A 25,498-nucleotide genomic window follows, 5' to 3' on the forward strand; every position below is an offset into this window, starting at 1 on the left:
ATTGTATTTTAGAAGGAAAATTTTGTCGTTTTACAGAAAATAAATTAAGATTATATTTTACATGCTAATAACGAGGCCATTTATCGCCCCAAGGAGTGAGATTATTGCCAAAAGTATCTGCTGCAAATAAAAACAAAGTATTTATTGGTATCGGAGTCATACTTTTAGTTATTGCAATAATGACCGGAACTTTTATTGCAGTCTTACTTAATCAACAAAAACCCCAAATCGATACATCTCCTGAAAAGGCAAAGTATGAGCAAATAGAAGCTCTTTATAGAAACCACAGTTACAAGCAAGCAAAAGCCGCCTTGGCTGAATTAAATGCCAATAGCCCAAACAGTGGGTTTACCAAAAAAGCCAACTTAGAATTTACAAATTTTGATACATTGATTCCACAAGAAGAAGCCGAACAGCGCGAACGAGACATTAAATCCAAACAAGAAGCTGAAGATAAAAAAAGACGCGCTGATCAACAGCAACAACTCATAGATCAGCAGAAAAAGAAACGCGATAGCAGTATTTACATTGGAGACACCAAAGACAAAGTCTTAAAGATCTTGGGTAAGCCGGAACGAGTCAATCGTACCGTAACTCAGAACACTGTTCATGAACAGTTAGTTTATGGCGACTCTTACATTTATGTTGAAAACGGCATAGTAACGAGCTGGCAGGAAAGTCAGTAATAACGATTTTAATCTAAATTAGAGGTTTTGATTATGATAAAGCTAGTAGGTTCTGATAAAAAGCTAATAGAAACTTATATTACAATATTCTTTAGTGCCCACTTTGGTTTACTATATAACATCATATTGGATTTCACGCCAAACGGGGGCAACTATATTATTAAACAATTAAGTGTTCCTTTAATTTTTTTATTCATTTTTATAATTTTTATTAATTTAACAATTATTTTCCTACAAATACTTTTAAAATTGTCTTTGTATATAATATATATAGTTGAAAAAATTTATTTTCTACTTATCAACGCTTCTCAAAATGATCAACATATTAATCTTTCGCAATCCATACTATCTAAAATTTTAAGCCACCAAAAAACTTTTGATCGAACCATTAATATATTAATCTTTTTGTGCGGAACTGTAAGCTTTTGCCTTATTTATATCTTAGGATTAGGCTTTAAGTATTTTGATTATATTTTTGGATTGTTATCAAATATTACCAATTTATTTGGCATTATAACTGCATCAATTGATATAGCTATAATCGGACTACTTGCTTTCTACATAAAGAAGAACCATCCGTTGAAATATGGTATCTTTGAGATTATTTTTGGAATTACGCTCTGCTTTGGTTCATTTTCATCTATACTGAATTTACAAGCAGTTACCACTAATGATTTTTTACCTTTATTGGCTAGTATTTATGTTATAGTCAGAGGCCTAGATAACATAAATCATAAAGATGAAAAGTATTTGGACTTTGTCTTTACTCAATTAAAACTATGGCTTCGCTTATGGAAAATATAAAATACACCCTAGCTTCAATTGCGCCTATTTCTCGTGGCCTAATTGCTTCGGGGTACCACTTATAAAGTGTGTAGCCGATTTGTGACTAGGCTTTTAGTTTTCAATAGCTCTTAGACCGCCATAATTAGCCCATATCCCGTTTTTCATGGAACAACCCAAGAAAGTCATCTGCTAAATAAATCAAACACACCAAAAAGAAAAAGCCAAGTGACTTTCTAGGTCTCTTGGCTTCCTTACTTTTATTAATGTTTTTTTGTAAGCAACCGATTAATCGCTACGCCATTTTTATCAATTGCGTTAACAATGACCTCATGGCCTTTTCTCGACTCAATAAAGCGTTTGAGTTTATCAGGATCATCGAAGTTAGCAACGGTAAGATTTGTTTGAGTTTGGATTGCCGGATTAAGAGTAAGTGAGTTGGCAACCCTATCCGCACCAACAACTTGCCTGCCGGAAAGACTTCCGCCTGTTGCGTATTTTTCTTTAATATCTGCAAACCCCGGAGGAATTAAGCCATTATTAATACGATCTAATAAGTCAGTTCCGTATTTTTTAACAGCGGCCCCTTTCATAACATATTCGCCGTCAGAAAGACGAACAAATTTCCTCAGATTTCCGATATAAGCCATAATGCTATCACTTGTAGATGTACCTGGCCCTTTCATGAGGCCATTGCTCATTTTCCCGCCGTCAGCAAAGGCTTCTAGTAAACTTCCGCCGTCTTTTTTTCCACCAACTTTTAAAGGTGCATATGAAAACGTGTACATAGAGTTATCAGATGATTGCCCAAAAAGGCTATTCATGATATTTCTCGTTAATTCTTGAGAAAAAACCTTATTCATTTCAGTGAAAATGGAAATTGCTAAGTCCTCAATAGCATCAATGAGCTTGTGACATTTCTGCCAGCCTGTTTCAAAGAAGTTGTTTAGACCGTTTTCAAGGCCCTGCCGTCCGGCGTATTCTACACGTTCTAATAGTGTAGGGGTTTTTGCCAACTCTTCATTATAGGTTTGCAAGCCACGAAGCATATTTTCCCAAACTTCAGGTTTGATCCCTGAACGGTCAGCTAGTTGGTATTCAAGGCTTCCTTTTATGGCTAACTTATCTGCATAATCTTTATATGCTTTTGCTGTGTCAGAAGCTTTCACCCTGTCAATATCCTCTGTTCGTTCCTGTTTCATGCCACTAGTCCAGTATGACTTAGAGTTAACAGAGTTTGTCCGATCTTGCGCCCAAGTGTTTACCGCGTCAATTCTATCCTGTACCTGCGAAAATAAAGTATCGTTGAGGGCTTTGAACTGCTGCCTCATTTTATTTTGGCCGTCAATATTGCCAGTCCGTTTCGCTTCTTCCATGTCTTTGTTAAGTCTATCGAACATAGGGGCGATAGCGTCATTTAGGGCTTTGTGTTGTTTATCAAATGCGCTCCCAACACCTTCGAGACCAAGTTTTATGAGAAGTAGATATCTATTCTCTTCTTCAGTAGTTTTGGTAAGAATTCTTTCGATTTCTTTTGTAGTTTGAGAAATATCGACGTTATTTTCCTGAATGACAATAGCTTCCTGAATTCTCTTTTGCGCCTCTTCAAGAGTCGGCCCGGTGAAAGTTTTAGAGAAATTAGCCAATAATTCAGCATATTTGTCCCGAATGTCCGCTTTTAGCTGTTCGGAATCATTTCCTTTTAACCCGGCAACATCTTTTATAACAGCGTCAAGTTCTTTGAATAAGGAAACAATTTCGTCGCGAAGTTCTTTCCCTGCCTTGCTTCCAAAGTCGCCCATAAGCTGTTTTACGCGATAGGCAAGACCATTTGTAGGCGCTCCGGCAGAACCCTTTTGTATCATGCCATTACCTATGTCTTCATAATTCATATATCCTTTAATTGTAGCGACATAATTCTGAGTTTCCCTATAAGGAGGAATGCCGTTATAATCTTTTACAGCTTGCGGCCCGGCATTATATGCGGCAATGGCTTTATTTACGTCGCCATTGAACATTTCAAGCTGTTGGCGAAGGTATTTAGCTCCGCCAACTAGATTTTGCCAAGGGTCCCAAGGATTATTTACTCCTAACCCGGCGGCTGTATCAGGCATTAGCTGAGTCATGCCCATTGCTCCCACGGAAGACTCCGCTTTAGGGTTAAAGCTACTTTCAGCTTTGGTTAATGCGGCAAACAATAGCGGGTTTACCCCTTCTTGCAAAGCGGCTTTAATGAGCATTTCCTTATATTGGCCAGCTTCATTGAAAATCTGCCTGTCAGCATAATTGCCGTTATTATTAAAGTTCCCGGTTTTGTCAATCAGGTTAGCAACGTCATCAACTTGCGTCGAAAATAAACTGAGAGCCTTTTGGGCTTTAGCCAGTTCGTTGTTAAGTTTCGCAGTTTCTTCCGTTCTTTCGGATTCGTGCTTAAAGTCAGTAGAATTTGCCACACCGATTTTTTGCTGAATAGCTAATACAGGGGCTTGTCTTATAGCAACTTCTAAAGCAAGTTTTTGCTGTTCGAAGTCTTGCAGGCTGTATTTTTCTTTTCCCGCATTTAGATTGTTAAGTTTATCCTGAAGGTCCGCAAGTTTCCCCTGTAAATCAGTATCAATATTAGAAAAAGCAGTTTGCATAGTCCGTTTTTCTTCAGCAAAATGATCTTTATCTTGCGTCTGAAATTTTGGCGTCATGTTTATATTAGGGTTCCCTATTGGTGGCTGTGTATTTGTGTCTTCGCTTCGCTTAAAATCAGCTACGCCTTGGCTTGCCGCACTTTGTTTAGCGCCTACCTTCTGCGCCAGCCAATCCCAAAACTCGCGCGTTTCGAGAGAAAGTTCTTTCATATCATGAGCTAGATCCCGAACAGCTTGATCAAAATATTTGTCAAACAGCGAATAGGAGGCATTTCCGACTCGTAAAAGATCTAGGAAAGCGGCACTTAGATTTTTGGTTGTTGAATACAAATCCTGTAGTACTGGTAATGTAGTATTAGTCCATTCCAAGCTCACGCCAACATCTTGACAGTATCTTTTCATCTCCTTGAGGCCACTGTTTAAATCATCAACTACAGACACAAGCAAAGGATTGAACTCTATCTTACCTGTTCGTTCATCAATATCAAACAACAAATCGCCAACATCAGTAAGACCATGCTTGAACTCGTCCATAAAAGGCTTGACCGCTCCACCTTGCGCCTGCGCCAAACTATTTTTAAACTTCTCTAATACACCATTAAATGTTTCAGGATAAACTTCGGCTGTTTCCTTGAATCCGGCTAAATGATCGTCAAGATATTTAAACAGCCCTCCTGCCGTCTTCTTGGCTTCTTCTACGCCTTCGTTAGTAATGCCCATAGCTTTAGCGAGCTGGCTGTTTTGGTCAATGTTACCGCTAACCATAGAGCGAAGTTCCTGGGTAATTTGCATCTCATTGGCCTGCGGTCCCATTACGGTTTTGACCGCTTTAGTGCCTATGGCTGTAAAATCTACCATTTCTTTCATAGACATTTTTGCTTCTAAAGCAGGGCCAACAATAGTCTGAAAGGCGGTAATCATATCCTTCATCGGTAAGCCGATTTTAACAGCATTAGCTTGCAGTTCGTCAATGGCTTTACCTGAAACGGCAAGAGCGTCGTTTAGTTTAATATCTTCGCCATTGCTGGTTTCCATCGACATTATGATTCCAGCCACGCCAAGCTTCGCGGTTTCCAGTGTACGTTCTAATTCAATGCCTGGGCCGAAAGCAGAGTCAATGGCCTTTTTCAGTGTCCCAAAGATAACCCCCAACCCCTGAGCGGCAAGTCCAATTTTGCCAAGAGTACCTAGAAAACCTTCACCAGACAAAATCGCACTAGAAAAAGAAACTACTTCCGGCTCAGATTTACCGGAACCTCCCGAACCCTTACCGGATTCTTCATTAAGTTTTTTTCTACTTTCTGTGGCTTTTTTGTTGCTGTTAACGATCTTTTCATTAGCCTTTTCTGTGGCACTGGCCGAAGAGTTAGCCGCCGTCGAGGACTCTTGCATAGCCGCCGCGTTTTCTGCACCTACAACACCAAATGCACGGGCAAGAGCGCCTAGTGTATTAGCTATCTTGTTCAGAACACCAATAACGCGATTAGCATCACCCTGAATTTCTCTTGCAGAATCAGAAAAGCCTTGACCTGCACCTTCACCCGCGCTACTGGTTTGCCCCGACGCGGCGCGTGCCGCTTCAACCAACTGACGAAAGGCGAAAATTGCATCCTTGTTATCGGCTGTTATTTTAATTTCAATTTCATTGTTATTGGCCATATTGACTCACCCGCTTACTTAATTCTTCCATCAGAACGCATCTTGACATAGTCGTCCATAGACAGTTTTTCAGGGTCGATGCTTCCCCTTGTAGGCTTCTTTGGGCCTGCCACCAATTCAGGATTCAGTTTGAGGAAACCACTGACACCATCTTCAACGCTTATTAAGTTACCAAACGAGTCAGTAAAGACAACCTCCTTGCCATCTAAAACCTGAACATCCCCGTAAAAAACTTCTGCAAGCATATCAGGCTTTACGGCCCCAGCTTGCTTTAAAGCCGTAGATAGGGACATTTGCTTAACGGTGCCAATCAAATTTTTATTTTCCGCTGTCAATCTGTCGATTTCCGCCTGTAATTTTTTATCACTCATGTGTTTTTTCTCCTTCTGCCGATATTGGCACGTTGTTTACGATTGTTGGCGCATTATCATCCTTATTGAACTCGCCGCGAATCTTCTGAATCTCTAGTTTTTCGCGCTCGATTGAGGCGAAATCCCTGTCATATCGTCTAGCGAATCCCCACCTTGATGGGAACTTTCGCTCAAGCAACCACGCTAGAGCTTTCCAATCTTTTTCCCCCGCTTCGTTGATTCGCTTGACTGCTGAAACCTCGAACATGGCGTTCGCATGCTCAACTGCCATTAGAAACTCAACAAATTCCGGCTCCTTACCAGCTCTTCCTTTCTTGAGCCACGCGTAGAAGGTAGATCGGCTAATCCCACAAGCCATACAAGCCATTTCCACCGCCGCGCCAACCTCAAGTTTTTGGCAAATTTTACGTTGAATGTCCTTTGATATCTTTAATGCCTTTGGCCCGCTATTAGCCCTAGCCAATAAACACGCCTCCTTTTTATATTGTGTAATTGTTCGTTATTTTGCTTTAGCAATCACACAAACGTTGTATATTGGTACTATTTGCATTTCAAGCAAAAATAAAGACACCTATAAAAAATAAAATCCGCTCATATTAGAACGGATTCTTACTTTTTCAATAAAGCGGCCCTTTTCACACGCCGCCCCTTCGCTGTCTATGTTTATTAGGTGTAAAGATTCTTGCCTTTAGCTAAACTTGTGCTTTTTCTATCCTGATTATTCTATTATTTATAAGTAAATTGTACGAATCTATCAAAGATTTTACCGCGTCAAGAGCAATAAGTTTTTTAACGTGCTTTCCACCTGGAACAATAAAATAGCAGGTATTGTTGTCATCTTCACAACCCCACTCGCACTGATCCAGCGGGAATTTAGTTTTGTCTTCAGGTTCATCGCCTGTGTTCTCTCTATAAACTTCAGCCAGCTTGCACAATAATAGGTCAGCCGCCGCCTTTTCTTCTGCCGTTGGCTCATATTGACCAGTTTCAAAGTTACGGCATGTATAGCCTTCATTAGGGCCTGATATGGTCAAGTGGTCGGTTTTTTTACAGGAAAAGCTCCGATTGTGTTTGCAATTATCGCGAAAGCATGTAATTTTCATATAAAACATCTCCCTAAAATTAGTTTATTCTTCACCCACAAGTGGAGAAAAATCGTACTTCACTAGTCCGAATAAGCGGATTTTCTCACCTGCCGCTCTCTCTGTCCGTGTTTTACTGTAAAACATCACTCTTTATCAAATCAAACATCACACCCTCTGCCTGATTGTTTAAATAGGCAGTAAATTCTTCTGTAAGCCCCTTACTTTTCAAAAAGCATTCCAATAAATGAATCAAAATTTCATCTTCATAAAGTTGTTCTATTTTTTTATCGTTTTCGTCTGTTTTGGCTTGTATTTTGCTCATATCGGCTTGCATCTTGTTCGTAGCAGCACCTAATAACTTAACTTTTTCAAACAAGTCTTTTGCAAACAATAAAAGATCCCCATAATATTCTTGCGGCAAATTCCCCTTGCTGTCGCATTTAGCAAATAAACTTTGTAATCGTTGATTAAAGACCTCTTCAAAATTTTTCATATTAACCATCTCCTTAAGTTGTTTTTATAAACAAAATTTATTTTTTCTCAACATTGCTGTTTCGTACCGCTTCAAACCCTTGCCGCGCTTAAGGGCTTGTGCCCATAGGTCAGCATCTTGCTTTAAAAGTTTTAAAACTTCCTCTTCAGTCAAGGCCAAAATCATTCGAGGACGCCCGATTATAATTTCGCTTAAAATATCACTCCTAGCATTTGCAATTTCAAAAAAAGAGGCGGGGGAAACACTTTTTTTACAAAAAAAGTGGCTATTATCTTTATCCCTTTGTTCTTTTTATTTTTTTATTTATTTATAAAAGATCTCTATTTCTTTATTCCATGCATGCTGTGCACCCGGGCCAAGTGCATGCTGTTCACTATTCTGAGTGCATGCTGTGCACCATAAAACTTTATCGCCATTCACAGTAATCAACCCCATACCTGCCACTAACCCTTGTATTTACTGACTTTACGGCAACAGTATCATTGACTTTTCACTCATCCTGCGCGCTCATATCACGCAACATAAAAACTTTCCAAATTCCATAACTGAGAAAATGCATGATGAGTGGATCGGCAAGGCCGTCGCCCGCTTTGTAGTTCTTCGAGAAGTACTTGTCTATGAAGGTCATTTTCTCATCAAATTCAAGGATATTTACATAATCGCCGACATTGCCTAAGTCATCTTCCTCGAAGGAATAATGACCGCTTACGAAATCGTTAAGTTTTTTCGCCGTCTTTTGGCTTGTTATTGGCATGTGTGCTTTTTGGGTTTTCTCATAATACTTTTTGGCAAAATGATTAAAAAATATTTTGGCATTATCATTTAAATTTATGAAACTAGGAATTTCCGGCAAAACAGGCCCATTCGCAGACTCAATCAAACTAGACGAATCCTGTGAATAATTTCTGGTCGTATATTGTTCACACGGCTCGAATCTCGAATAGTCGATTGTATACCTATTTACAGCTTGTCGCCCTCTGACGTTCTTGGCGGTCGTCTTGCAAATCAAACCTTTCGATACCAAGATCTCTGTTACTTTAATGGCTTTTCTCCGGCTCATGCCAGTCTTTACAGCAATTGTTTCATAACTAGGGAACCCCACTTTCCCACCATTACAACACCGCAACAAATACAAAAGACAAGCGAGTTCATAAGGGCTTAGGATAAGATCAAATATGCAGTTTGGAACTTTAAAATATGGAACATCCATACTACTAGTCTATTCTTCGAACGCCGCTAGCTGGTTTCATTTGACCTCTAAGGTAAGACTCAACATCACAAATCCGTAATAGATACCGGTTACCGGCCTTGACTACAGGAACGCCGCCCTCCCGGATCATCCGATACAAAGATTGATAACTTGTAAAAATTTTTGATAAGCCCATCAAGCGCGCACGCTGATTAATTTCTCTGATGGTTAACAAGTCGTTTTTTTCGTTCATAATAACACTTCCTTGTGTGTTGTTTTTTTTACATTTTTATTGTACAATTTTATTGTAAGTATTAAAACTTTACATTCCTATTACATTTATATTAGGAGGAAGCCTATGTTCCATGAAGGTGATTTTATCCCATCTATTGAGTTAGTAGATCCAACTTGGCAATGGTGGCATAGTTACCAGCATCACATTGAACGAAAAACCAATATTATAGAGATTAACGGCACTGAAATTTCCAATTTAGATAACGATAGCGATTTCATAGTTGAATCTATTAATGGTGGTCATACTGGCTATGTTGCTTTGACTGAAAAAGAACTTATAGAACAGGTTAAAAAAAATAAGTATCACGATTACACGCATTTAACGTATATCGGTGATACTCCCTCAAAAAATCAACCTGTGTTATTTCAAACGTTTATAGACCTTCCTAACACAGAACAAAGCTATATTGATTTCGCTAATAAATTCGGTTTACTATGCCGTCCAGCGTTATTATCAATTAAAACTCCCCCTGCTTACAAGGCTATTTTTAAAGGAGAAAGCCTTTTATTTTGGCATCGTCAAAAATGGGCACTTAATACGGCCTATGAATTATGGAATTTAATAAATAACAAAAACATAACTGTCCTACAGAATATATTTAAGTGGCAAGAAAGAAATATTTTCAACTTTAAATTAGGACACCCACCTGATAATTATAAATTACATTCGAGTCATAATTTACTTATAGGCCGCTTAGAGAGCTTTATTTCTAAAGATCAATCTAGCTTACAAAACAACTTTGTTTTAACCGGACAACTAAGAATTCCGGCACGTATCATAGTTACCAAAGATGACAACCTATTATTAGCAAAGCTTTTATTAAACCACATCGTATTTTTTCACCTTAATAAGTACCCGGTAAAATTAAAAATGTTTTTTAATTATAGAAAAGATCAATATGAACAAGGATTAGAACCTGACTCCCTATTGAGCGCTATGTGGTATCAATTTCAGCAAATCATAACTGGCCAACGCATCATTAAGCAATGCCCTATATGTCTGCAATGGTCTGACGTTACATCTGTAAAAGGAAGTTGGAAGCATCACGCTGAATGCGGCAATCGTCATTTTGTAACAGAGCATAGAAAAAGAAGACACGAAGAGAGAGTTTTAAAAGCCATATTTCTGAGAAGAGAAGGGAAAACAAATGAGGAAATTGCTCGTTTATTGGGAGTTGCTCGTCATCAAACTATAGAGAGATGGATTATAGATTTTCAAGATAAAAAGGACGGTGAATAGTATGGCTACAAAATCCTATGCAGGTGTCCGTCAACGTAGCGAAAATACTTTTGAATTACGGGTAACTGACGGTTATAAAGACGCCATAGACATAGCAGGGAATATAATCCTAGACCAAAACGGCAAGCCTAAAAAAGTACAACAACAATTTTTTAAAACAGTTACCGCTAAATCTGCTAAAGAAGCATCCGACCTGCGCGCCCAATGGATTACTGAAGTTAAAGGCGGTGCTATTTTGACTAATAACCGCATGACATTAAAACAGTTTTATAAATACTTCAAAGAACATTCTCCTAGACTAGCCCCTCGTACCATTCAGTATTACGACAACCTTTTTACTAGAGTAGAAGCCGCCATAGGTCATAAGAAACTGGACGATATAACTGCAAATCATATCCGATCTTTTATGAAAAATCTTAGCGAAGATGGCATTTACCAAGGGAGTCGCAAAGAACAAATACACCTTTCAGAGAATACAATCAACAAGTACCATCGTATGCTAAATATGCTTTTCAATCGTGCTATAAAATGGGGACTGGCGTCTTTCAATCCCTGTCAGCATACAGATCCACCCAAAACTCATAGAACGAACAAAAGAATTTATGATGAGGAAACAATAGGCCGATTTCTTTACCTTCTAGAGCAAGAAGAAACTAAGCATAAACTTTGGGCCTTGCTACTTCTGTCTACAGGCATGAGACGCGGTGAAATGTTCGGCCTGCAATGGAAACATATAGACTTTGAAAAAAACACTCTCACCATAGAACAATCCAGCCAATACATACCGAAACAAGGCATTATTATTAAAGACCCTAAAAATGAATCCAGTAAAAGATTGATAACTGCTTCCAAAAGTATTATGAATCTATTACAAGTGCATAAATCCGATCAATTAACGCAACGCTTAAAATTAGGTGGATTACCGGAAAATGGTGGCAAGTGGCAAGGTGCAGAGAATACAGAGAACGACTTTGTTTTCACAACTTGGGACGGTCAAAAAGCCCATCCCGATTCTGTAAATACATGGTTAAAGAAATTTATTAAAAATAACGATCTCCCCAAAATAAGCCCTCATAGTTTCCGACATATGGCGGCTACATATCTAATCACATCAGGAACAGATATTCGTACCATAGCAGGCAAGCTAGGACATGCTAATACTACGACTACAACAGTAGTATATAGCCACCTTCTAAAGTCGGCCGAAAAAGAAACTACCGACAAAATGGAAGAATTTATAAAGCAGGCTACAGAAAAAGAAAAAGCCAAACAAAAAAAGCAGGCCAAATAAATGGTCTGCTTTTTTCAATATCTATTATTTTAATTATTCTCCACTTTTCTTTGTGGCGGCTATAATTTTTTGTGGTAAATCAGCTGGATTAAATACTGACACATTATCTTCTACTTCATCCTCCTCTATATTCCCAAAGTATTTTAAAGCAAATTGTTCTACTAACTGATTTTTAGTTTCTTCTGGAAGAGTAGAAATGTATGGGTAAATCGACGCAAGTTCTAGCTCCATTCTTCTATATTTTCGTTCAAGCTTTTCATGTTTACTAGCTTGTTTTGCAGAATAAGTCCCAAGAATGAGAAACGTTGATACTGTTAACAATCTTAAAATAAACGTATTAACACTAATTTCAGAATTAGCCATCGTATGAAATAAATATAAACAAAAAATGATTAAACTAAAAAAAGAGGTTATCGTTATGTATTGCCACCTCTGAGAAGTTTTTTCTTGTTTATTAGCATATACTTGATATCCACCTACCATACCAGTATTAGAAATAACGTTAAGTAAATTTTCCGCCCTTTCTTTATACTGCCCAATTTCATGAATATCATCTTTAATTTCACTTTTTAATTCTGATCTAAATTGATCTTCTATTTTTTTAAATGAATTTGCTAATTCTTTAATTTCACCTCGAATTTTATCAAATTCATTATCAATTTGACGTTTTTTTTCATCCATCATATTAGTAAAATCTGCATTTCTTTTTATCTCTCCTTGATTAATTTGTTCATTTCTTCTATTTTCTGCTGTAACAGATTGTTCGTGTACTTGATTGATAAAAGCATCTAATCTAGTTTTTTGGTTATCTATAATAATTTCAGTTTGTTCTGTTTTTGAAGATAATGCATTCGATTTATTTTCTATCTCATCAACTTTCTTTTCTAAAGAAGATATTACTCTTTTTGCCGATCTATTTAATGATAATATTGTCTCCCTAAGACCATTACCATCACTGTCGTCTCTTATAAATATAAATGTTATTTCTCGTAGAAGATTATCTATGTTGACACATGCTTGTGCTAATTCAGAGATATTTTTTGAACTATAAAAGTTATTTAAATTAACATAAATATTTTGCATATGTGAATTTAAATTACTCAAGGTTAGAACATCCAACAAATAAGGATCAATTTTTTCTAGTTTATTTTCAAGATAATTATAAACCCGCTTTATTCTTTCATAATCATCGATATTACTTGAATTAATATAATTATCTACTTCTGGATCAATAAGTTCTATAATACCTTTTACTTTTTTAATGGTATTATGTATAGGATGATTAGTTATTTGTTCTATATAGTTCCCCAATTAGATCATCTCCTAAATAGCACATTCTGCATTTATTTACAATATTTCTCTATAAAAACAATACTCTCCTTTTACTATAAAGTATTGAATTTTTTAATTCTACAAAAAAATATAATTTTCGTTAAAATAAATATTAAATGCTCTTTATTTACTACTTTTGATAAATTATAACAAATCAAAAGATTGTCTAGTTTAGAATGTACATGATATACTTAATTAAATAATAACTAATAGGATTGATCTTATGAGTAAAAGTGTTAAAAGCATTAATGCTTTAATGAAGCATCTTAGAATTGCACATAAAATTACCATAGATGGTAGTGCCCAAAAAAGAAAACTGCGTAACATAGGTTATTATCATGGATTTAAAGGATATAGATATCATCACACCCCTAAAAATAGAATTGCCTATTCAGACTTTGAAGAAATATTGGCAATGAATGAATTTGATATGGCACTAAAAAGCTTATTTTATTCAAAAATTATGTTTATTGAAACCGCCCTAAAAAACTATGTTTTAGAAGTTGTATTAGAGAAAAGTGGAACAGAGTCTTTTAATGACATTTTTACAGTTCTTTTAACAAAATATAAAGATTTACTCCCTAATTCTGAAATTTATAGAAAAAGTTTAAAAAGACGTCTAGATTTAAGAAATCACATCTACCAAGCAATAGCAAGAAGTTATCCTAATAAATTAGTAATACAGCATTTTTATCACAAAGATAGAAATGTACCTATTTGGGCAATATTTGAAGTACTTAGTTTAGGGGAATTTGGCAACTTTGTAGCTTGCCTTAATACTATAACTCAACATGAAATTTCTAGATCGCTAGGCCTAAATAAAGCATTCGATGCCGACGGCACTCTCACAGAATCAATAATTTATATTATTAAAGATTTACGTAATTCAGTTGCTCATAATGATATAATTTTTGATACAAGATTTAAGAGTTCAAAAATTAATTCTAAAACTATAAAATGCTTACAAAATGATACAAAAATTTCCGATATAGATTTTTTGTCAATAGTTGATTATCTTATATTAATCTGTTATTTATTAAAGAGACTATCCGTACCTAAAAATGAAATAAAACGATTAATTACTCAATTTGAAAATATTACTGAAGCCTTAAGAAAAAAAATTAATATAGGAATATATTCAAGAATTATCCCAACCAATACATCTAATAAAATACAAAAATTACAGAAATTTATTTGACATTTTTTGTATTGCATAATTTTATAACTAAAGGTATACTATAGATAACGAATAGCGGTGAATGTCTTCGGACTACACCTAAGGGAGATGGATGCGTCCGTCTCTCTTTTTAATTTTATTAGCAGACCAATATTGGGGTCTGCTTTTTTATATTTTCTATTCATTTTTCAAAATAAGTGGCAAATAAGTGGCACACTCTACATAATAACAAACAAAAAAGGTATACCACAGAGCTGTTCAGCCCTTGATATACCTACATTCTTTCTTGGTGACCCACCGGGGAGTCGAACCCCGAACCTACTGATTAAGAGTCAGTTGCTCTGCCAATTGAGCTAGTGAGTCATAATGGCTGGGGTACTAGGATTCGAACCTAGGATGTCGGAGTCAGAGTCCGATGCCTTACCGCTTGGCGATACCCCAATAGACTTACTTAACTATCTTCATGACACCTTAATATTATAGATCTTTATTTTTTTTATGTCAAGTCTAATTTGAAAATTGCTACTTTGAAAATGAGCTACTTGACTGAAATTTGGCGCCAATAAAAAAAACTGGCAAGGAAACGAACTGATCTCTTGGACCATGCCGATCTGCCAGTTTCTCTCTATTTTATTCGCCAAAGCCGCTTTCTACAAGCTCGGCCAAAGTTTTCACAGCGGCTTCTTCTTCATCGCCAGTAGCGCGAATCGTCAAAACCGAACCACAGGCAGCGCCAAAGCTCATCAATGCTAAGATACTTTTCGCATCAACTTCCTTATCTTCTTTGCTTAGCTTAATGGTAGTCGTTTTAAATTTTGCTGCCGCTTGGGTAAATTGCGCCGCCGGACGAGCATGAAGCCCTGAAGGATTTTTCAAAGTAACTGTTGCTTCTTTCATGATAATTCCTCCTCCCATTTTCTTCATTCTAGCAATGAATAAATCGTTAGGCAAGTCCAAATATAGCAGTACTCGAGTTTACAACATACTATATAAAAATAACCAAAAAGGAGCTTTATAATGCGAATTCATTATTATAATCCTTACTTTACCCATTGGCCGGTACTGTCTACAGGCTATTACTATTATGCTCCTTATACGTATATCGCGCCGCTTGGAACAGCTTATCCTTCCCAGACCATGTACGGCCAGGTTTCCTATCTTCCATCAGATTATAGTGATATTCTATCAGTGGCCATTGCCAATAATCTCGGTACTATTCCCACTTTTCCTCGTTACTTTCCCAGAATGCGCCGCAGATTTCGTTACTAACAGCAAAGAAAAGACAGAGAAAGAATTTTTCTCTGCCTTTTTTTATTATATATCGAGATTTCGTACCGTATGGGCATAGTCTTCAATAAATTTTCGGCGAGGCTCTACCTTGTCGCCCATGAGCACTGAGAAAGTTTCATCGGCGCTAAGGGCGTCATCAAGACTAACCTGTAAAATGGTACGTACTTCCGGATTCATAGTTGTCGTCCAGAGCTGCTCTGGATTCATTTCGCCAAGACCTTTGTAGCGTTGTACATTAATGCCGTCGCGGCCGATTCGATTGAGTAAATTGTCCATTTCCTTATCGCTGTACAGATACCAGCTTTCCCGCCCCTTTTTCACCTGATATAAAGGCGGCTGCGCAATATAAATACGGCCTGCTTCAATCAAAGGTTTCATATAGCGATAGAAAAAGGTTAACAGTAATGTCCGAATATGAGCACCGTCTACGTCAGCATCTGTCATAATAATAATTTTGCCATAGCGACTTTTTTCCAGATTAAATTCTTCACCAATCCCATTACCAAAAGCAGTAATCATAGAACGAATTTCTTCGTTATTTAAAATTTTATCAAGGCGAGCTTTTTCTACATTGAGAATTTTTCCGCGCAACGGCAGAATTGCCTGGAAGCGGCGGTCACGGCCTTGTTTCGCGCTGCCGCCAGCCGAATCACCTTCGACGAGATAAATTTCTGTCTGCATGGGATCTTTGATAGAACAGTCAGCTAGCTTGCCTGGCAGCGAACTAATTTCCAGAGCACTTTTTCGTCTCGTAAGTTCTCTGGCTTTGCGAGCCGCTTCTCTGGCCCTTGAAGCCATAACAGCCTTTTCAATAATCTTTTTAATGACCGAAGGATTTTCTTCAAAAAACTCATTCAGGCCTTCGCTCACAATATTATCGACAATTCCGCGCACTTCGCTATTGCCAAGCTTCGTTTTCGTCTGTCCTTCAAACTGAGGCTCCTGCAGCTTAACGCTCAACACCACAGTAAGACCTTCACGAATATCGTCGCCACTTAAGTTTTCATCATTATCTTTTAATTGATTCAGCTTGCGGGCAAAATCATTAATGGTTCGCGTCAAAGCAATTTTAAAACCGCTCAGATGTGTACCGCCTTCATGCGTATTAATATTATTAACGAAGGAATAAATATTTTCAATATAGCTGTCATTATACTGAATGGCAATTTCCGCAATCGTCGTATCTTTACTGCCATGAAGATAGATTGGCTTCGTATGAAGCACATCTTTATTGTGATTTAGCTGCTCCACGAAGGATATAATGCCACCTTCAAAATGATACTTTTGCTGTACGCCGGTTCGTTCGTCAGTCAAATCAATAGCAAGTCCCTTATTGAGATATGCTAGTTCTCTCAAACGCTGACGCAATGTATCAAAATGATAAACAAGATCTTCAAAAATTTCTGCATCAGGCTTAAAGGTTACTTTCGTACCCGTTTCCTCAGTCGGCCCAATTTTTTGCAACGTTTTTACGGTATCGCCCCGTTCAAAGCGCATTTGATATTCAAAGCCGGCTCGCTTCACCGTAACTTCCAGCCATTCGCTTAAAGCGTTTACAACAGAGACACCGACGCCATGAAGACCGCCTGATACTTTATAACCTTCCCCGCCAAATTTACCACCGGCGTGAAGAACTGTCATAACAACTTCCACAGCAGGTTTCCCGACTTCATGCATATCAACAGGGATGCCGCGGCCATTATCAGATACAGTAATACTGTTATCAGGATGAATCAACACATGGACTGTATCGCAGTAGCCAGCTAGAGCTTCGTCAATGGCATTGTCAACGACTTCATATACTAAGTGATGGAGACCTCTTGACGAGGTACTGCCAATATACATACCAGGACGCTTACGAACAGCCTCTAATCCTTCTAGAATCTGGATCTGCTGCGCGCCATAATCCCCATTGACTGTTGTCGTAATTTCTTCTTCTGCAAAAAGCCCCTCTGTTTCCGGTCTTTCATTCGTATCGTTGCTCATAATTACCTCCAACCTTTACTTACTCTTCTTCTGACTCTGGTACATGATCAGCTCGTTTTTTTAAAGTTAAAGCCGAAATAGCTGATAAATAAATTTTTTTATCAGTAATGACAAAACTTTTAGGATTTCCCTCAGAAATGTCAATAACAACCTTTTGACTGCGTTTTGCCTTAATAAATTCTTGATTGATTCCTGATTTTACATTTTTCATATCAGTAATTGCAATAACATTTTTCAGAGGAACTACGTAATCACTGCCGAGGTGTAAAAACATATTTCTTCCTCCTGACTTTGCGTAAGGTTCTTTCAATCAGAGCCTGATTCAACTGATCTGGTTTGGCTCCTGTAAGCAGCATAACTAGTGTTTCTTCTGTCAGAGGCGGCGGATTGGTTTCAAAAATCTTTTGCGAAAACTTTTCGATAAGCCGCTCTTTGGCTTTGTTATATTCAAACTCACTGGCTGAAAGAAATTTGTTTAACTCACGATAAGCCAGCCAGGGAGCGTCATAAAGAAATTTATAGACCACTTCAATTTTATCATGCTTAGACTGAAGCGAACAAATAAAGCAAGTCGCTTCTTCTTTAGGACAAAGAATCCCGCAATTAGGACAAGGATGATATCCTTGCTGTTCTTTATAGCGCTGTAACCTCTTTTCTTTTACCAGCAAAGAAAAAAGCTGTTTTTGCAGCGGCTCTGACTGAACCTCGCTAATTAATGCGCGAATTTCTGTGACATCCTCTTTTGATAAAACAATTTGATTCAGCTTCCGCTTTAACGATAAATCAGGCTGTTCATTCGTATCACCAGCAATGATCTTCACAGCGCCCGGCTGAAATTTAATATCTTTAAGGAGCTCCAATTGGGCAAATTGATTAATTTGACGAATCAGCTTTTCCTTCATCAAGGACAAATGGTGCATCCAAACAGGATTATTTACGGCGACAAAGAGTAACCCAAATTGAAGCGAAACAGGCCTTGTATGTTGAGCAATATCACTGCCAACAATCTCACCCCAACGGTACATGACTGTTTCAGCGCGAAATTTTTTCGTAAGTCCTAGTTTCTGAAAAGTTTTCGGCAATACAGCAGCTACTCTTTCCATGCAATCGCCCCCTGATTGACGCGATATACTTTACCGCCGTAGTTTTCAGGAAAATCCCTGTCATCGGTGGCTGTAATAAAAGTTTGAATCCGGTCTTTTATAAAGTCCAGTAAATAAGCGCGGCGGCTCATGTCCAGTTCGCTCATGACATCATCTAAGAGCAACAGGGGATAGCCGCCTGTTTCTGACTTAATGTATTCAATTTCCGCCAGTTTTAAGGCAAGAATCGCTGTACGCTGCTGCCCCTGCGAAGCATAGGTCTTCGCATCAATCTGATCAATAAAAAAATCAAGATCGTCCCGATGGGGCCCCACAGAAGTACTGCCGCGCCAAATATCTTTCTGACGGTTTTGCTCTAAGCAGTAAGAAAGCCAATCTTTGATTTCTGCTCGTTCTACCGGAATCTCATTTCCCTCAAAACCGTGAAGTATATATTTCACCGTAAGATTCTCCAGGTTTCCCGTTAGTTTTCGATGCATTAAATGAGACAGCATGGCAATCTTTTTCATAGAGTTCAACCGTCGATTGACGATATAAGAACCAACTTCCGCTAACTGCAAGTCCCAAGGCGGCAGAAGGTTTTCCGTCGCTTTTCGTTCGCGAATTTCTTTTAACAAGTTATTCCGTTGCTGCAGCAAGCGATTGTATTTGATAAGCAGTTTATAATAACTGGAATTTGTTTGAGAAAATTCAATGTCAATAAACCGACGCCGAAGCGCCGGTGAACCTTTTAATAACAAGAGGTCATCTGGAGAAAAAAGCACAGCATGAAACAAACCGACTAGCTCATTTTGCTTAATCGGCGTTAAGTTGAGAAAAATCTCTTTTTTCTTGTGTCGGGTGTACCGAAAAGTAACCTCGTGATCGGTTTGTTCGGTAGAAAAAATGATTTTCACTAAGCTCTGCGACTGATCAAACTGGATCAATTCTTCATCATGGGCTGTCCGATAGGACCGTCCCAAAATCGCTAAATAGAGCGATTCTAGTAGATTTGTTTTTCCCTGGGCGTTTTTTCCGATCAACAAATTGATGTTTTCAGGAAAAATAAGCTCTACATGACTGTAATTGCGGTAGGCTGTCAATATCAGGCGTTCAATTCTCATAACTCACCCTGTAACGATTTGATAAGTTCCGACGCCCTCGATCGTAATAATATCGCCAGCTTTTAACTTTTTACGTTTTTCCGTAACAAGCTGGTCATTCAAATAAATCATTTCATCTGCGAGTAAATGCTTGACTTGACCGCCCGATTCCACAATGCCTGCCCATTTTAAAAATTGATCAAGTTGGATTGTATCTGTGTTAATTTCAATAGATTCCATAACTTCTCCTGCTTACGTTCTATCGTTTTAGTCCTTAGTTTGCTCTTACAGGCGTAATAATATAAGTATATTGATCATTTGCTTCCGGTCGAATCGCAGCCGGACTAAGCGGTGTATTTAAAGAAAAGATGACCTGTTCGCTATTGCTATTTTTTAAAATATCACTGACATATTTTGCATTAAAAGCAATATCCAGTTCATTCCCCTTAATATCAGCAGTAATAATTTCCTGAGCTTTGCCGAGCTCTGGATTAGCGGAAGTAATTACAATCTGATTGTCTTTGAAATGGAATTTAATAATATTATAATCACCTTCACGGGCAATTAGGGAAACACGTTCCACGGCATCAAGAAAGAGATCCGTCTTAACAGTAACGATAGTGGCAAAATCCTGAGGAATTACTTTGTTATAGTCAGGAAAAGCTCCTTCAATGAGTCTAGACACAATATAAACATCATCAAAAAAGAAGGATACTTGATTTTTCTGCCAGGAAATTTTTACATCAAAAGGAATGTCCGAAGTCAAAAGACGGGCAATTTCATTTAAAATCTTTGAGGGAATAATCATCTTGAGCATTCCTTCAAAACTATCAATGGCATCTTTTTTCAGTGCTAAGCGATGGGTATTCGTAGCAACCATGCATACACTCTGATTGGAAGCTTCTAGTAAAGCGCCCGTAAAGATAGGGCGTGAATCTTCGGTGGCACAAGCAAAGGTGGTCTTTTTGATCATTTCCCTTAGCACATTATCTTTAATATATAAGACATTGTCATCAGCAAATGGGGTTAGTACGGGGAACTCTTCTGCCGGTAGGCATAATAAATTAAAAGTTGATGTGTCAGCTGTAATTTTTATGGTTTTATCTTGTTGATCTGTTTCAATGCGAATCTTCTCGCCGGGAAGACGTCTGACCATATCTTGAAACATACGACCCGATAATACTGTGACGCCTTCTTCATCGACTTCAGCGTCAATGGTACAACTAATACCGATTTCATAATCAGTCGCCTGTAATTCAAGGCGATTATTTTTTGCGGCTAAATAAATACCGGTCAATATAGGCATAGGAGTTTTTGATGCGATTGCCTTTTGGACAGTTTGTACTGCCTTATTAAGACGATCCTGAGAACAGGTAACTATCATGTGTTATTCCTCCAAACTGTGTACGAAATAAAAGGAGTCGTTAATTTTTATAGTATAACCTACTTTTTGAAATTTGTCTGGTAGGAATTAAGCACGAAGTTTTGTAAGTTATGAACAGATTTTGTGAGTTATATTATTATTTTTAAAGAAGAAATAAATAAAAAAGATAGTCGTAATCATAGTAGGGCCTGTGGATTTGTGGAAAGGGCTATAAAGCTCATATAGACTCAATAAAGTAGCTGTGTATAGAGTGTTGATAAAGTAGCCTAACTTTTACACATAATCCAGAGAAAAAATGGGGAAAAAGATATACACATTTGATCTACAGTTTTATTAGACGGTTATACACAAAAAGTGGGGGTTAGTTATTTTCGATCCGTTTGATTAATTCAATGATAATATTATGAAGTTTTGAATCTTCGCTGCGCTCACGACTAATTTTGTCATGGGCGTGAATTACAGTGGTATGATCGCGGCCGCCAAACAGTTCGCCGATACGAGGCAGCGAAATATCAGTTAGTTCGCGACAAAGATACATAGCGATTTGACGCGGATAGGTTACATTACGGGTTCGTTTTTTGGCCGAAAAATCTTCAAGTTTAATTTTAAAGAAAGCAGCGACTTCCTCTTGAATTAAATCAGGTGTAATTTGTTTGGGACGATTATTCGGTAAAATATCTTTTAAAGCTTCCGTACAGACAGTAATATCGATTGCTTTATTAGTTAGCGAAGCAAAGGCCATGACTCGGATCAGAGCGCCTTCTAGTTCTCTAATATTATTATCAATATGGCTAGCAATATAAACCATTACATCATTGGGCACGTTTAAGTTTTCGAGAAGTGCTTTTTTTCTTAGGATGGCGATACGTGTCTCGAGATCAGGCGGCTGAATATCTGTAATCAAACCCCATTCAAATCGGGACCGTAAGCGATCTTCTAGTGTAGGTATTTCTTTTGGCGGTCGATCACTGGAAATAATAATTTGCTTGTTTGCTTCGTGCAATGTATTAAAAGTGTGGAAAAATTCTTCCTGAGTATGTTCTTTTTTCGAAAGAAATTGAATATCATCGACTAATAAGACGTCAATATTCCGGTATTTATTACGAAAACTTTCGGGATTGCCGTCGCGGATCGAATTAATCAATTCATTGGTGAATTTTTCACTGGAAATATATAAGACTTTGCTGTCAGGATGATGTTGCAAGATGCGGTGGCCAATCGCGTGCATCAGATGGGTTTTGCCAAGACCGACGCCGCCATAAATAAAAAAGGGATTGTAAACTTTGGCAGGTACTTCGGCTACAGCGAGTGAAGCTGCGTGGGCAAAGCGGTTGGAATTACCAATAACAAAAGTTTCAAAGACATACTTAGGATTTAAAGTAGAGGGGAAGTCTTCGGGAGTTGCTATTTTTTCTGGTTTTTCTGACGAGCGCGTTGGTTTTTCTTCTGAAAAAAGCTCGTTCGTAGTGGTTGGTATTGCTTCTATGGCTGGCTGCTCAGGCTCGATGGGTTCTTTTTCTTCTTCATCGGCCAAATCAAGGTTAATGAATTGGACTTCGTAAGGCTTCTCCGTAATAAATAATAAGGTTTGTTCAATTTTTGTCTTATAGCGACTTTCTAGCCATTCTTTAATAAATTGTTTGGGCGTGCCGATCTGAAAAGTAGTATCTGTCATTTTTATGGGAATGCTTGATTTGATCCAAGTATCAAACAGCGGCTTAATTACTTCCTTTTCCATAATATGAAGAACTTGCTCCCAAACGGAGGCCATACTTGTGTGATTATCCAAAGTCATGTCAATCCTTTCACAGTTTCCATATAAAATAGATAAGATAACATAAGTTATCCACATGCTTATCAACAGGTGTGCATAAGTTTTTTTATAAAACAGAAGTAAAGGCGAAAAAAAAATACATCAGCGAGGAAAGATCAATCTTGCGCTCAGGTATTTAGTGGTATTATTGATTTATAAATTTATGTGGATAATTCTGTGTATAAAGAGGCGATTTTGTGTATAACTCCGTTTTATTTGTGGGATAATAATAAATAAAGAAATCCTATTTAAAATTTCATTAAGATAATAGTAACAAAATAGCTAGGGGTTATCAACACTTATTTATGGATAATCACCAACTTATCCACATAATTTGTCGATAACTTTATAAAATATGTTGTTAGGAAAACAAACCCTGGAATAATAGGCGATTTTTCTTGGTAATTTCCTTGACACTCTCTGGAGGCTGGTCTATAATCTTTAGTAGTTAAAATGTATGAATTTTAACATGGGATTATCCGCGTTCTTTTGAGGGAGGTGTCAATAGATGAAACGCACATATCAACCAAATACGCTTTGGAAAAAAAGAACTCACGGTTTTCGTGAACGCATGAAAACAAAAGGCGGACGTCTTGTATTAAAAAGAAGACGTGCCAGAGGCAGAAAAAAACTGTCCGCATAATAAGGCCGCCTATGAGTGGCCTTTTTTTCTCCTTATGATTAAGGTGTGATTAGCGATTGGATAAAGAAAAAACTTTCTTTTTGAAAAAAGCACACTTGCTGCGAAAAAATAAAGAATTTCAGTTTGTTTATCGCTGCGGCAAATCGGTGGCAAATCGATTTGCTGTGCTTTATGTTATGAAAAACTCTTCGGTTGACCGCCGCGCCGGTTTTGTAACAGGAAAACGTTTGGGCGGCGCTGTAGTACGCAATCGTGTCAAACGGCTTTTTAAAGAAGCTTATCGGCTCAATCAGTCAAAATTAAAACATGGTTTTGACCTCATCGTCATCGGACGAGGTCCTGTTGTCGGACAAGGTCAAGCGACGGTCACGAAAGCTTTTTTAGATTTATGTAAAAGGGCTAAAATTTTGCTGGACGAAGAAAGAAGGCAGTCCTGATGAAAAAACTGGCACTTTGGTTAATTTGGTTTTACCAAACCGGAATTTCTCCTCTAAAGGGACCATCTTGCCGTTTTTTTCCTACTTGCAGTGAATACGCCCGCTTAGCTATTGAAAAATACGGGATTTTTAAAGGCGGCTGGATGGCGTTAAAGCGGATTTTACGTTGTCATCCTTTTCATCCCGGCGGTTATGATCCTGTTTAGTATATAAAGTTTCCGATCGAGATTAGAGGAGTGGATTTTTTTGGATTTTTTGAGTCAGATTATGCAGGAAGTTTTAGTGTTCTTTTACGGACTGACTGCAATGACCGGCTATGCAAATTATGGCTTAGCTATTTTATTACTCACCTTTGTCATTAAAATGGCTCTTTATCCATTAACGGTAAAACAAGTCAAATCGATGAAAGCCATGCAGGAATTACAGCCAAAAATGAAAGCCTTGCAGGAAAAATATAAAGGCGACAAAGAAAAGCTCAATAAAGAAATGGCTGAACTTTATCGTTCGGCAGGCGTGAATCCTTTGGCAGGTTGTTTGCCTTTAGTGATTCAAATGCCATTCCTTATTGCAATTTTTTATGCTTTGCGCGATTTTAGTTTTGGCGATAATGCCAGCTTTTTGTGGATTGCCGATTTAGCATCACCGGATCATCTTTATGTTCTTCCTGTGTTATCAGCTGCCACGACTTTTTATCAACAATATCAGACAATGACAGAAGCGACACAGCAAAATAAGATGATGATGATTTTTATGCCACTCTTTGTAGGTTACATTAGTTTGACTTTTCCGGCTGGTCTGGTACTGTATTGGAGCTTCGGCAATATTATTCAGATTGCACAGCAATGGTGGATGTACCGGGAGAAACCTGCCGTTTAATAAGGAGGCAAATGAACCATGGTCTGTGTTGAAAAAACAGGTAAAACCGTTGAAGAAGCAGTGGATTTAGCTTTAACTGAACTAGCTGTGCCGCGTGAACGAATTGCCGTAGAAGTTGTTGAAGCGCCTAGCAAAGGGTTTTTAGGTTTCGGCAGCAAACCGGCAAAGGTAAAGGTATCAGTGATTCCGATTAACCCTGTCGAAGAAGCACAAAAGTTTTTAAACGAGATCTTTGGTCAAATGAATCTAGATGCTACGTTAGAACAAAGTGAAACGGAAGATGCGATTCAATTTGTAGTCCGTGGCAATGATCTAGGTACTTTAATCGGCAAACATGGTCAAACTCTTGATGCGTTACAGTATTTAGTCAATTTAGCGGCGAACCGCGATGCGGAGCACCGTGTTCGTATTTTACTTGATGTAGAAGATTATCGTAAACGTCGATCAGACACTTTGATTGCCTTAGCGCATCGGTTGGCTGATAAGGTAAAACGCCGCGGCGATCGAGTTGCGCTTGAACCAATGAGTCCGCAAGAACGACGGACCATACATATGGCATTGCAGGGCGATCCCAAAATTGCTACTTATAGTGAAGGCAACGAACCCTACCGTAAAGTAGTTATCGCATTAAAAAAATAATTGTTT

Annotated in this window: 27 protein-coding genes and 2 tRNA genes; 11 read left to right on the plus strand and 18 right to left on the minus strand. The window is 37.9% G+C overall.

Features of this window, described 5'->3' with window-relative positions; all coding sequences use genetic code 11:
• The first annotated feature begins 104 nt into the window (after positions 1-104).
• Together AC0NJP_RS14730 and AC0NJP_RS14735 are read left to right on the plus strand one after the other, a co-directional pair.
• On the plus strand, positions 105-686 hold the full coding sequence (locus tag AC0NJP_RS14730; RefSeq protein ID WP_474700310.1) for a hypothetical protein: 582 nt from the start codon (positions 105-107) through the stop codon (positions 684-686).
• A gap of 33 nt (positions 687-719) precedes the next feature.
• Entirely contained in the window at positions 720-1,490 is a 771-nt protein-coding gene (locus AC0NJP_RS14735) for a hypothetical protein (RefSeq protein ID WP_474700311.1), read from the plus strand.
• A gap of 242 nt (positions 1,491-1,732) precedes the next feature.
• On the opposite strand, the gene AC0NJP_RS14740 is transcribed toward AC0NJP_RS14735, so the two are convergent.
• The 7 genes from AC0NJP_RS14740 to AC0NJP_RS14770 all read right to left on the minus strand — a co-directional run bounded on the left by AC0NJP_RS14740 (position 1,733) and on the right by AC0NJP_RS14770 (position 9,158).
• Positions 1,733-5,767, minus strand: a complete 4,035-nt coding sequence (locus tag AC0NJP_RS14740; protein ID WP_474700312.1) for a lytic transglycosylase domain-containing protein — start codon at positions 5,765-5,767, stop codon at positions 1,733-1,735.
• 14 nt (positions 5,768-5,781) lie between these two features.
• Complete coding sequence (locus AC0NJP_RS14745) at positions 5,782-6,138, minus strand: hypothetical protein (RefSeq protein ID WP_474700313.1); 357 nt, start codon at positions 6,136-6,138, stop codon at positions 5,782-5,784.
• Positions 6,131-6,601 (minus strand): hypothetical protein, encoded by a 471-nt coding sequence (locus AC0NJP_RS14750; RefSeq protein ID WP_474700314.1) that lies wholly within the window; start codon positions 6,599-6,601, stop codon positions 6,131-6,133. Before AC0NJP_RS14750 ends, AC0NJP_RS14745 begins: the two co-directional genes overlap by 8 nt.
• A gap of 229 nt (positions 6,602-6,830) precedes the next feature.
• Positions 6,831-7,241 (minus strand): hypothetical protein, encoded by a 411-nt coding sequence (locus tag AC0NJP_RS14755; RefSeq protein ID WP_474700315.1) that lies wholly within the window; start codon positions 7,239-7,241, stop codon positions 6,831-6,833.
• A 112-nt stretch (positions 7,242-7,353) separates the two neighbouring features.
• Positions 7,354-7,716 carry a hypothetical protein gene (locus AC0NJP_RS14760; RefSeq protein ID WP_474700316.1) on the minus strand — a complete coding sequence of 121 codons (363 nt, stop codon included), beginning with the start codon at positions 7,714-7,716 and terminating at the stop codon, positions 7,354-7,356.
• A gap of 490 nt (positions 7,717-8,206) precedes the next feature.
• Positions 8,207-8,926 (minus strand): helix-turn-helix domain-containing protein, encoded by a 720-nt coding sequence (locus AC0NJP_RS14765; protein ID WP_474700317.1) that lies wholly within the window; start codon positions 8,924-8,926, stop codon positions 8,207-8,209.
• 4 nt (positions 8,927-8,930) lie between these two features.
• Complete coding sequence (locus AC0NJP_RS14770; RefSeq protein WP_474700318.1) at positions 8,931-9,158, minus strand: helix-turn-helix domain-containing protein; 228 nt, start codon at positions 9,156-9,158, stop codon at positions 8,931-8,933.
• Between the two features lie 105 nt (positions 9,159-9,263).
• Between AC0NJP_RS14770 and AC0NJP_RS14775 the strand changes: the two genes are divergently transcribed.
• Both AC0NJP_RS14775 and AC0NJP_RS14780 read left to right on the plus strand, forming a co-directional pair.
• Entirely contained in the window at positions 9,264-10,439 is a 1,176-nt protein-coding gene (locus AC0NJP_RS14775) for a helix-turn-helix domain-containing protein (RefSeq protein ID WP_474700319.1), read from the plus strand.
• A gap of 1 nt (position 10,440) precedes the next feature.
• On the plus strand, positions 10,441-11,730 hold the full coding sequence (locus AC0NJP_RS14780) for a tyrosine-type recombinase/integrase (RefSeq protein ID WP_474700320.1): 1,290 nt from the start codon (positions 10,441-10,443) through the stop codon (positions 11,728-11,730).
• Positions 11,731-11,763: 33 nt separating this feature from the next.
• Here the strand turns inward: AC0NJP_RS14780 and AC0NJP_RS14785 are convergent, their stop codons facing one another.
• Positions 11,764-13,041, minus strand: coding sequence for a hypothetical protein (locus tag AC0NJP_RS14785; protein ID WP_474700321.1), 1,278 nt, complete (start codon positions 13,039-13,041; stop codon positions 11,764-11,766).
• Positions 13,042-13,285: 244 nt separating this feature from the next.
• Here AC0NJP_RS14785 and AC0NJP_RS14790 point away from each other — a divergent pair, with 244 nt between their 5' ends.
• A complete protein-coding gene (locus tag AC0NJP_RS14790; RefSeq protein WP_474700322.1) occupies positions 13,286-14,260 on the plus strand; it encodes an Abi family protein in 975 nt (324 codons plus the stop codon).
• Between the two features lie 266 nt (positions 14,261-14,526).
• Here the strand turns inward: AC0NJP_RS14790 and AC0NJP_RS14795 are convergent.
• The 3 genes from AC0NJP_RS14795 to AC0NJP_RS14805 form a co-directional block, all read right to left on the minus strand.
• Positions 14,527-14,602: transfer RNA gene (locus tag AC0NJP_RS14795), tRNA-Lys, on the minus strand.
• A gap of 4 nt (positions 14,603-14,606) precedes the next feature.
• Positions 14,607-14,680 (minus strand) — tRNA-Gln (locus tag AC0NJP_RS14800).
• 189 nt (positions 14,681-14,869) lie between these two features.
• Positions 14,870-15,136, minus strand: coding sequence for an HPr family phosphocarrier protein (locus AC0NJP_RS14805; protein ID WP_474041096.1), 267 nt, complete (start codon positions 15,134-15,136; stop codon positions 14,870-14,872).
• A gap of 120 nt (positions 15,137-15,256) precedes the next feature.
• On the opposite strand from AC0NJP_RS14805, the gene AC0NJP_RS14810 reads away from it, so the two are divergent.
• Positions 15,257-15,508 (plus strand): hypothetical protein, encoded by a 252-nt coding sequence (locus tag AC0NJP_RS14810; protein WP_474700323.1) that lies wholly within the window; start codon positions 15,257-15,259, stop codon positions 15,506-15,508.
• A gap of 45 nt (positions 15,509-15,553) precedes the next feature.
• Here AC0NJP_RS14810 and gyrB read toward each other — a convergent pair whose 3' ends face one another.
• From gyrB to dnaA, 7 genes are all read right to left on the minus strand, one after another.
• The gene (gene gyrB / locus AC0NJP_RS14815) at positions 15,554-17,515 is read right to left on the minus strand and encodes a DNA topoisomerase (ATP-hydrolyzing) subunit B (RefSeq protein WP_474041094.1); all 1,962 of its coding nucleotides are present in this window, start codon (positions 17,513-17,515) and stop codon (positions 15,554-15,556) included.
• Positions 17,516-17,534: 19 nt separating this feature from the next.
• Positions 17,535-17,789, minus strand: a complete 255-nt coding sequence (gene remB / locus AC0NJP_RS14820) for an extracellular matrix regulator RemB (RefSeq protein ID WP_474041093.1) — start codon at positions 17,787-17,789, stop codon at positions 17,535-17,537.
• Positions 17,767-18,618, minus strand: coding sequence for a DciA family protein (locus tag AC0NJP_RS14825; RefSeq protein ID WP_474041092.1), 852 nt, complete (start codon positions 18,616-18,618; stop codon positions 17,767-17,769). The genes remB and AC0NJP_RS14825 overlap by 23 nt, the downstream gene beginning before the upstream one ends.
• Complete coding sequence (gene recF / locus AC0NJP_RS14830; RefSeq protein ID WP_474700324.1) at positions 18,606-19,721, minus strand: DNA replication/repair protein RecF; 1,116 nt, start codon at positions 19,719-19,721, stop codon at positions 18,606-18,608. The genes AC0NJP_RS14825 and recF overlap by 13 nt, the downstream gene beginning before the upstream one ends.
• A 3-nt stretch (positions 19,722-19,724) precedes the next feature.
• Complete coding sequence (locus AC0NJP_RS14835; RefSeq protein WP_474700325.1) at positions 19,725-19,940, minus strand: RNA-binding S4 domain-containing protein; 216 nt, start codon at positions 19,938-19,940, stop codon at positions 19,725-19,727.
• A gap of 34 nt (positions 19,941-19,974) precedes the next feature.
• Positions 19,975-21,084: a DNA polymerase III subunit beta gene (dnaN, locus tag AC0NJP_RS14840; protein WP_474041089.1), complete on the minus strand. Its 1,110-nt coding sequence runs from the start codon at positions 21,082-21,084 to the stop codon at positions 19,975-19,977.
• 361 nt (positions 21,085-21,445) lie between these two features.
• Entirely contained in the window at positions 21,446-22,822 is a 1,377-nt protein-coding gene (gene dnaA, locus AC0NJP_RS14845) for a chromosomal replication initiator protein DnaA (RefSeq protein WP_474700326.1), read from the minus strand.
• A 583-nt stretch (positions 22,823-23,405) separates the two neighbouring features.
• Between dnaA and rpmH the strand changes: the two genes are divergently transcribed.
• The 5 genes from rpmH to jag all read left to right on the plus strand — a co-directional run bounded on the left by rpmH (position 23,406) and on the right by jag (position 25,492).
• On the plus strand, positions 23,406-23,540 hold the full coding sequence (gene rpmH / locus AC0NJP_RS14850) for a 50S ribosomal protein L34 (RefSeq protein WP_092074531.1): 135 nt from the start codon (positions 23,406-23,408) through the stop codon (positions 23,538-23,540).
• Between the two features lie 56 nt (positions 23,541-23,596).
• Complete coding sequence (gene rnpA / locus AC0NJP_RS14855) at positions 23,597-23,977, plus strand: ribonuclease P protein component (protein ID WP_474041087.1); 381 nt, start codon at positions 23,597-23,599, stop codon at positions 23,975-23,977.
• A complete protein-coding gene (yidD, locus tag AC0NJP_RS14860; protein WP_474041086.1) occupies positions 23,977-24,183 on the plus strand; it encodes a membrane protein insertion efficiency factor YidD in 207 nt (68 codons plus the stop codon). Before rnpA ends, yidD begins: the two co-directional genes overlap by 1 nt.
• Positions 24,184-24,244: 61 nt before the next feature.
• Complete coding sequence (locus AC0NJP_RS14865; RefSeq protein WP_474041111.1) at positions 24,245-24,853, plus strand: YidC/Oxa1 family membrane protein insertase; 609 nt, start codon at positions 24,245-24,247, stop codon at positions 24,851-24,853.
• A gap of 18 nt (positions 24,854-24,871) precedes the next feature.
• Complete coding sequence (gene jag, locus AC0NJP_RS14870) at positions 24,872-25,492, plus strand: RNA-binding cell elongation regulator Jag/EloR (RefSeq protein WP_474041085.1); 621 nt, start codon at positions 24,872-24,874, stop codon at positions 25,490-25,492.
• Positions 25,493-25,498: the final 6 nt, after the last annotated feature.

It is taken from the genome of Pelorhabdus sp. sgz311002, assembly GCF_056134285.1.

Coding starts and splice junctions, on each gene's coding strand:
- AC0NJP_RS14735 (WP_474700311.1), top strand. CDS start 720: ATGATAAAGCTAGTAGGTTCTGATAAAAAGCTAATAGAAACTTATATT.
- AC0NJP_RS14740 (WP_474700312.1), bottom strand. CDS start 5,767: ATGGCCAATAACAATGAAATTGAAATTAAAATAACAGCCGATAACAAG.
- AC0NJP_RS14745 (WP_474700313.1), bottom strand. CDS start 6,138: ATGAGTGATAAAAAATTACAGGCGGAAATCGACAGATTGACAGCGGAA.
- AC0NJP_RS14755 (WP_474700315.1), bottom strand. CDS start 7,241: ATGAAAATTACATGCTTTCGCGATAATTGCAAACACAATCGGAGCTTT.
- AC0NJP_RS14760 (WP_474700316.1), bottom strand. CDS start 7,716: ATGAAAAATTTTGAAGAGGTCTTTAATCAACGATTACAAAGTTTATTT.
- AC0NJP_RS14765 (WP_474700317.1), bottom strand. CDS start 8,926: ATGGATGTTCCATATTTTAAAGTTCCAAACTGCATATTTGATCTTATC.
- AC0NJP_RS14770 (WP_474700318.1), bottom strand. CDS start 9,158: ATGAACGAAAAAAACGACTTGTTAACCATCAGAGAAATTAATCAGCGT.
- AC0NJP_RS14775 (WP_474700319.1), top strand. CDS start 9,264: ATGTTCCATGAAGGTGATTTTATCCCATCTATTGAGTTAGTAGATCCA.
- AC0NJP_RS14780 (WP_474700320.1), top strand. CDS start 10,441: ATGGCTACAAAATCCTATGCAGGTGTCCGTCAACGTAGCGAAAATACT.
- AC0NJP_RS14790 (WP_474700322.1), top strand. CDS start 13,286: ATGAGTAAAAGTGTTAAAAGCATTAATGCTTTAATGAAGCATCTTAGA.
- AC0NJP_RS14805 (WP_474041096.1), bottom strand. CDS start 15,136: ATGAAAGAAGCAACAGTTACTTTGAAAAATCCTTCAGGGCTTCATGCT.
- AC0NJP_RS14810 (WP_474700323.1), top strand. CDS start 15,257: ATGCGAATTCATTATTATAATCCTTACTTTACCCATTGGCCGGTACTG.
- gyrB (WP_474041094.1), bottom strand. CDS start 17,515: ATGAGCAACGATACGAATGAAAGACCGGAAACAGAGGGGCTTTTTGCA.
- remB (WP_474041093.1), bottom strand. CDS start 17,789: ATGTTTTTACACCTCGGCAGTGATTACGTAGTTCCTCTGAAAAATGTT.
- AC0NJP_RS14825 (WP_474041092.1), bottom strand. CDS start 18,618: ATGGAAAGAGTAGCTGCTGTATTGCCGAAAACTTTTCAGAAACTAGGA.
- recF (WP_474700324.1), bottom strand. CDS start 19,721: ATGAGAATTGAACGCCTGATATTGACAGCCTACCGCAATTACAGTCAT.
- AC0NJP_RS14835 (WP_474700325.1), bottom strand. CDS start 19,940: ATGGAATCTATTGAAATTAACACAGATACAATCCAACTTGATCAATTT.
- dnaN (WP_474041089.1), bottom strand. CDS start 21,084: ATGATAGTTACCTGTTCTCAGGATCGTCTTAATAAGGCAGTACAAACT.
- dnaA (WP_474700326.1), bottom strand. CDS start 22,822: ATGGAAAAGGAAGTAATTAAGCCGCTGTTTGATACTTGGATCAAATCA.
- rpmH (WP_092074531.1), top strand. CDS start 23,406: ATGAAACGCACATATCAACCAAATACGCTTTGGAAAAAAAGAACTCAC.
- yidD (WP_474041086.1), top strand. CDS start 23,977: ATGAAAAAACTGGCACTTTGGTTAATTTGGTTTTACCAAACCGGAATT.
- AC0NJP_RS14865 (WP_474041111.1), top strand. CDS start 24,245: ATGCAGGAAGTTTTAGTGTTCTTTTACGGACTGACTGCAATGACCGGC.
- jag (WP_474041085.1), top strand. CDS start 24,872: ATGGTCTGTGTTGAAAAAACAGGTAAAACCGTTGAAGAAGCAGTGGAT.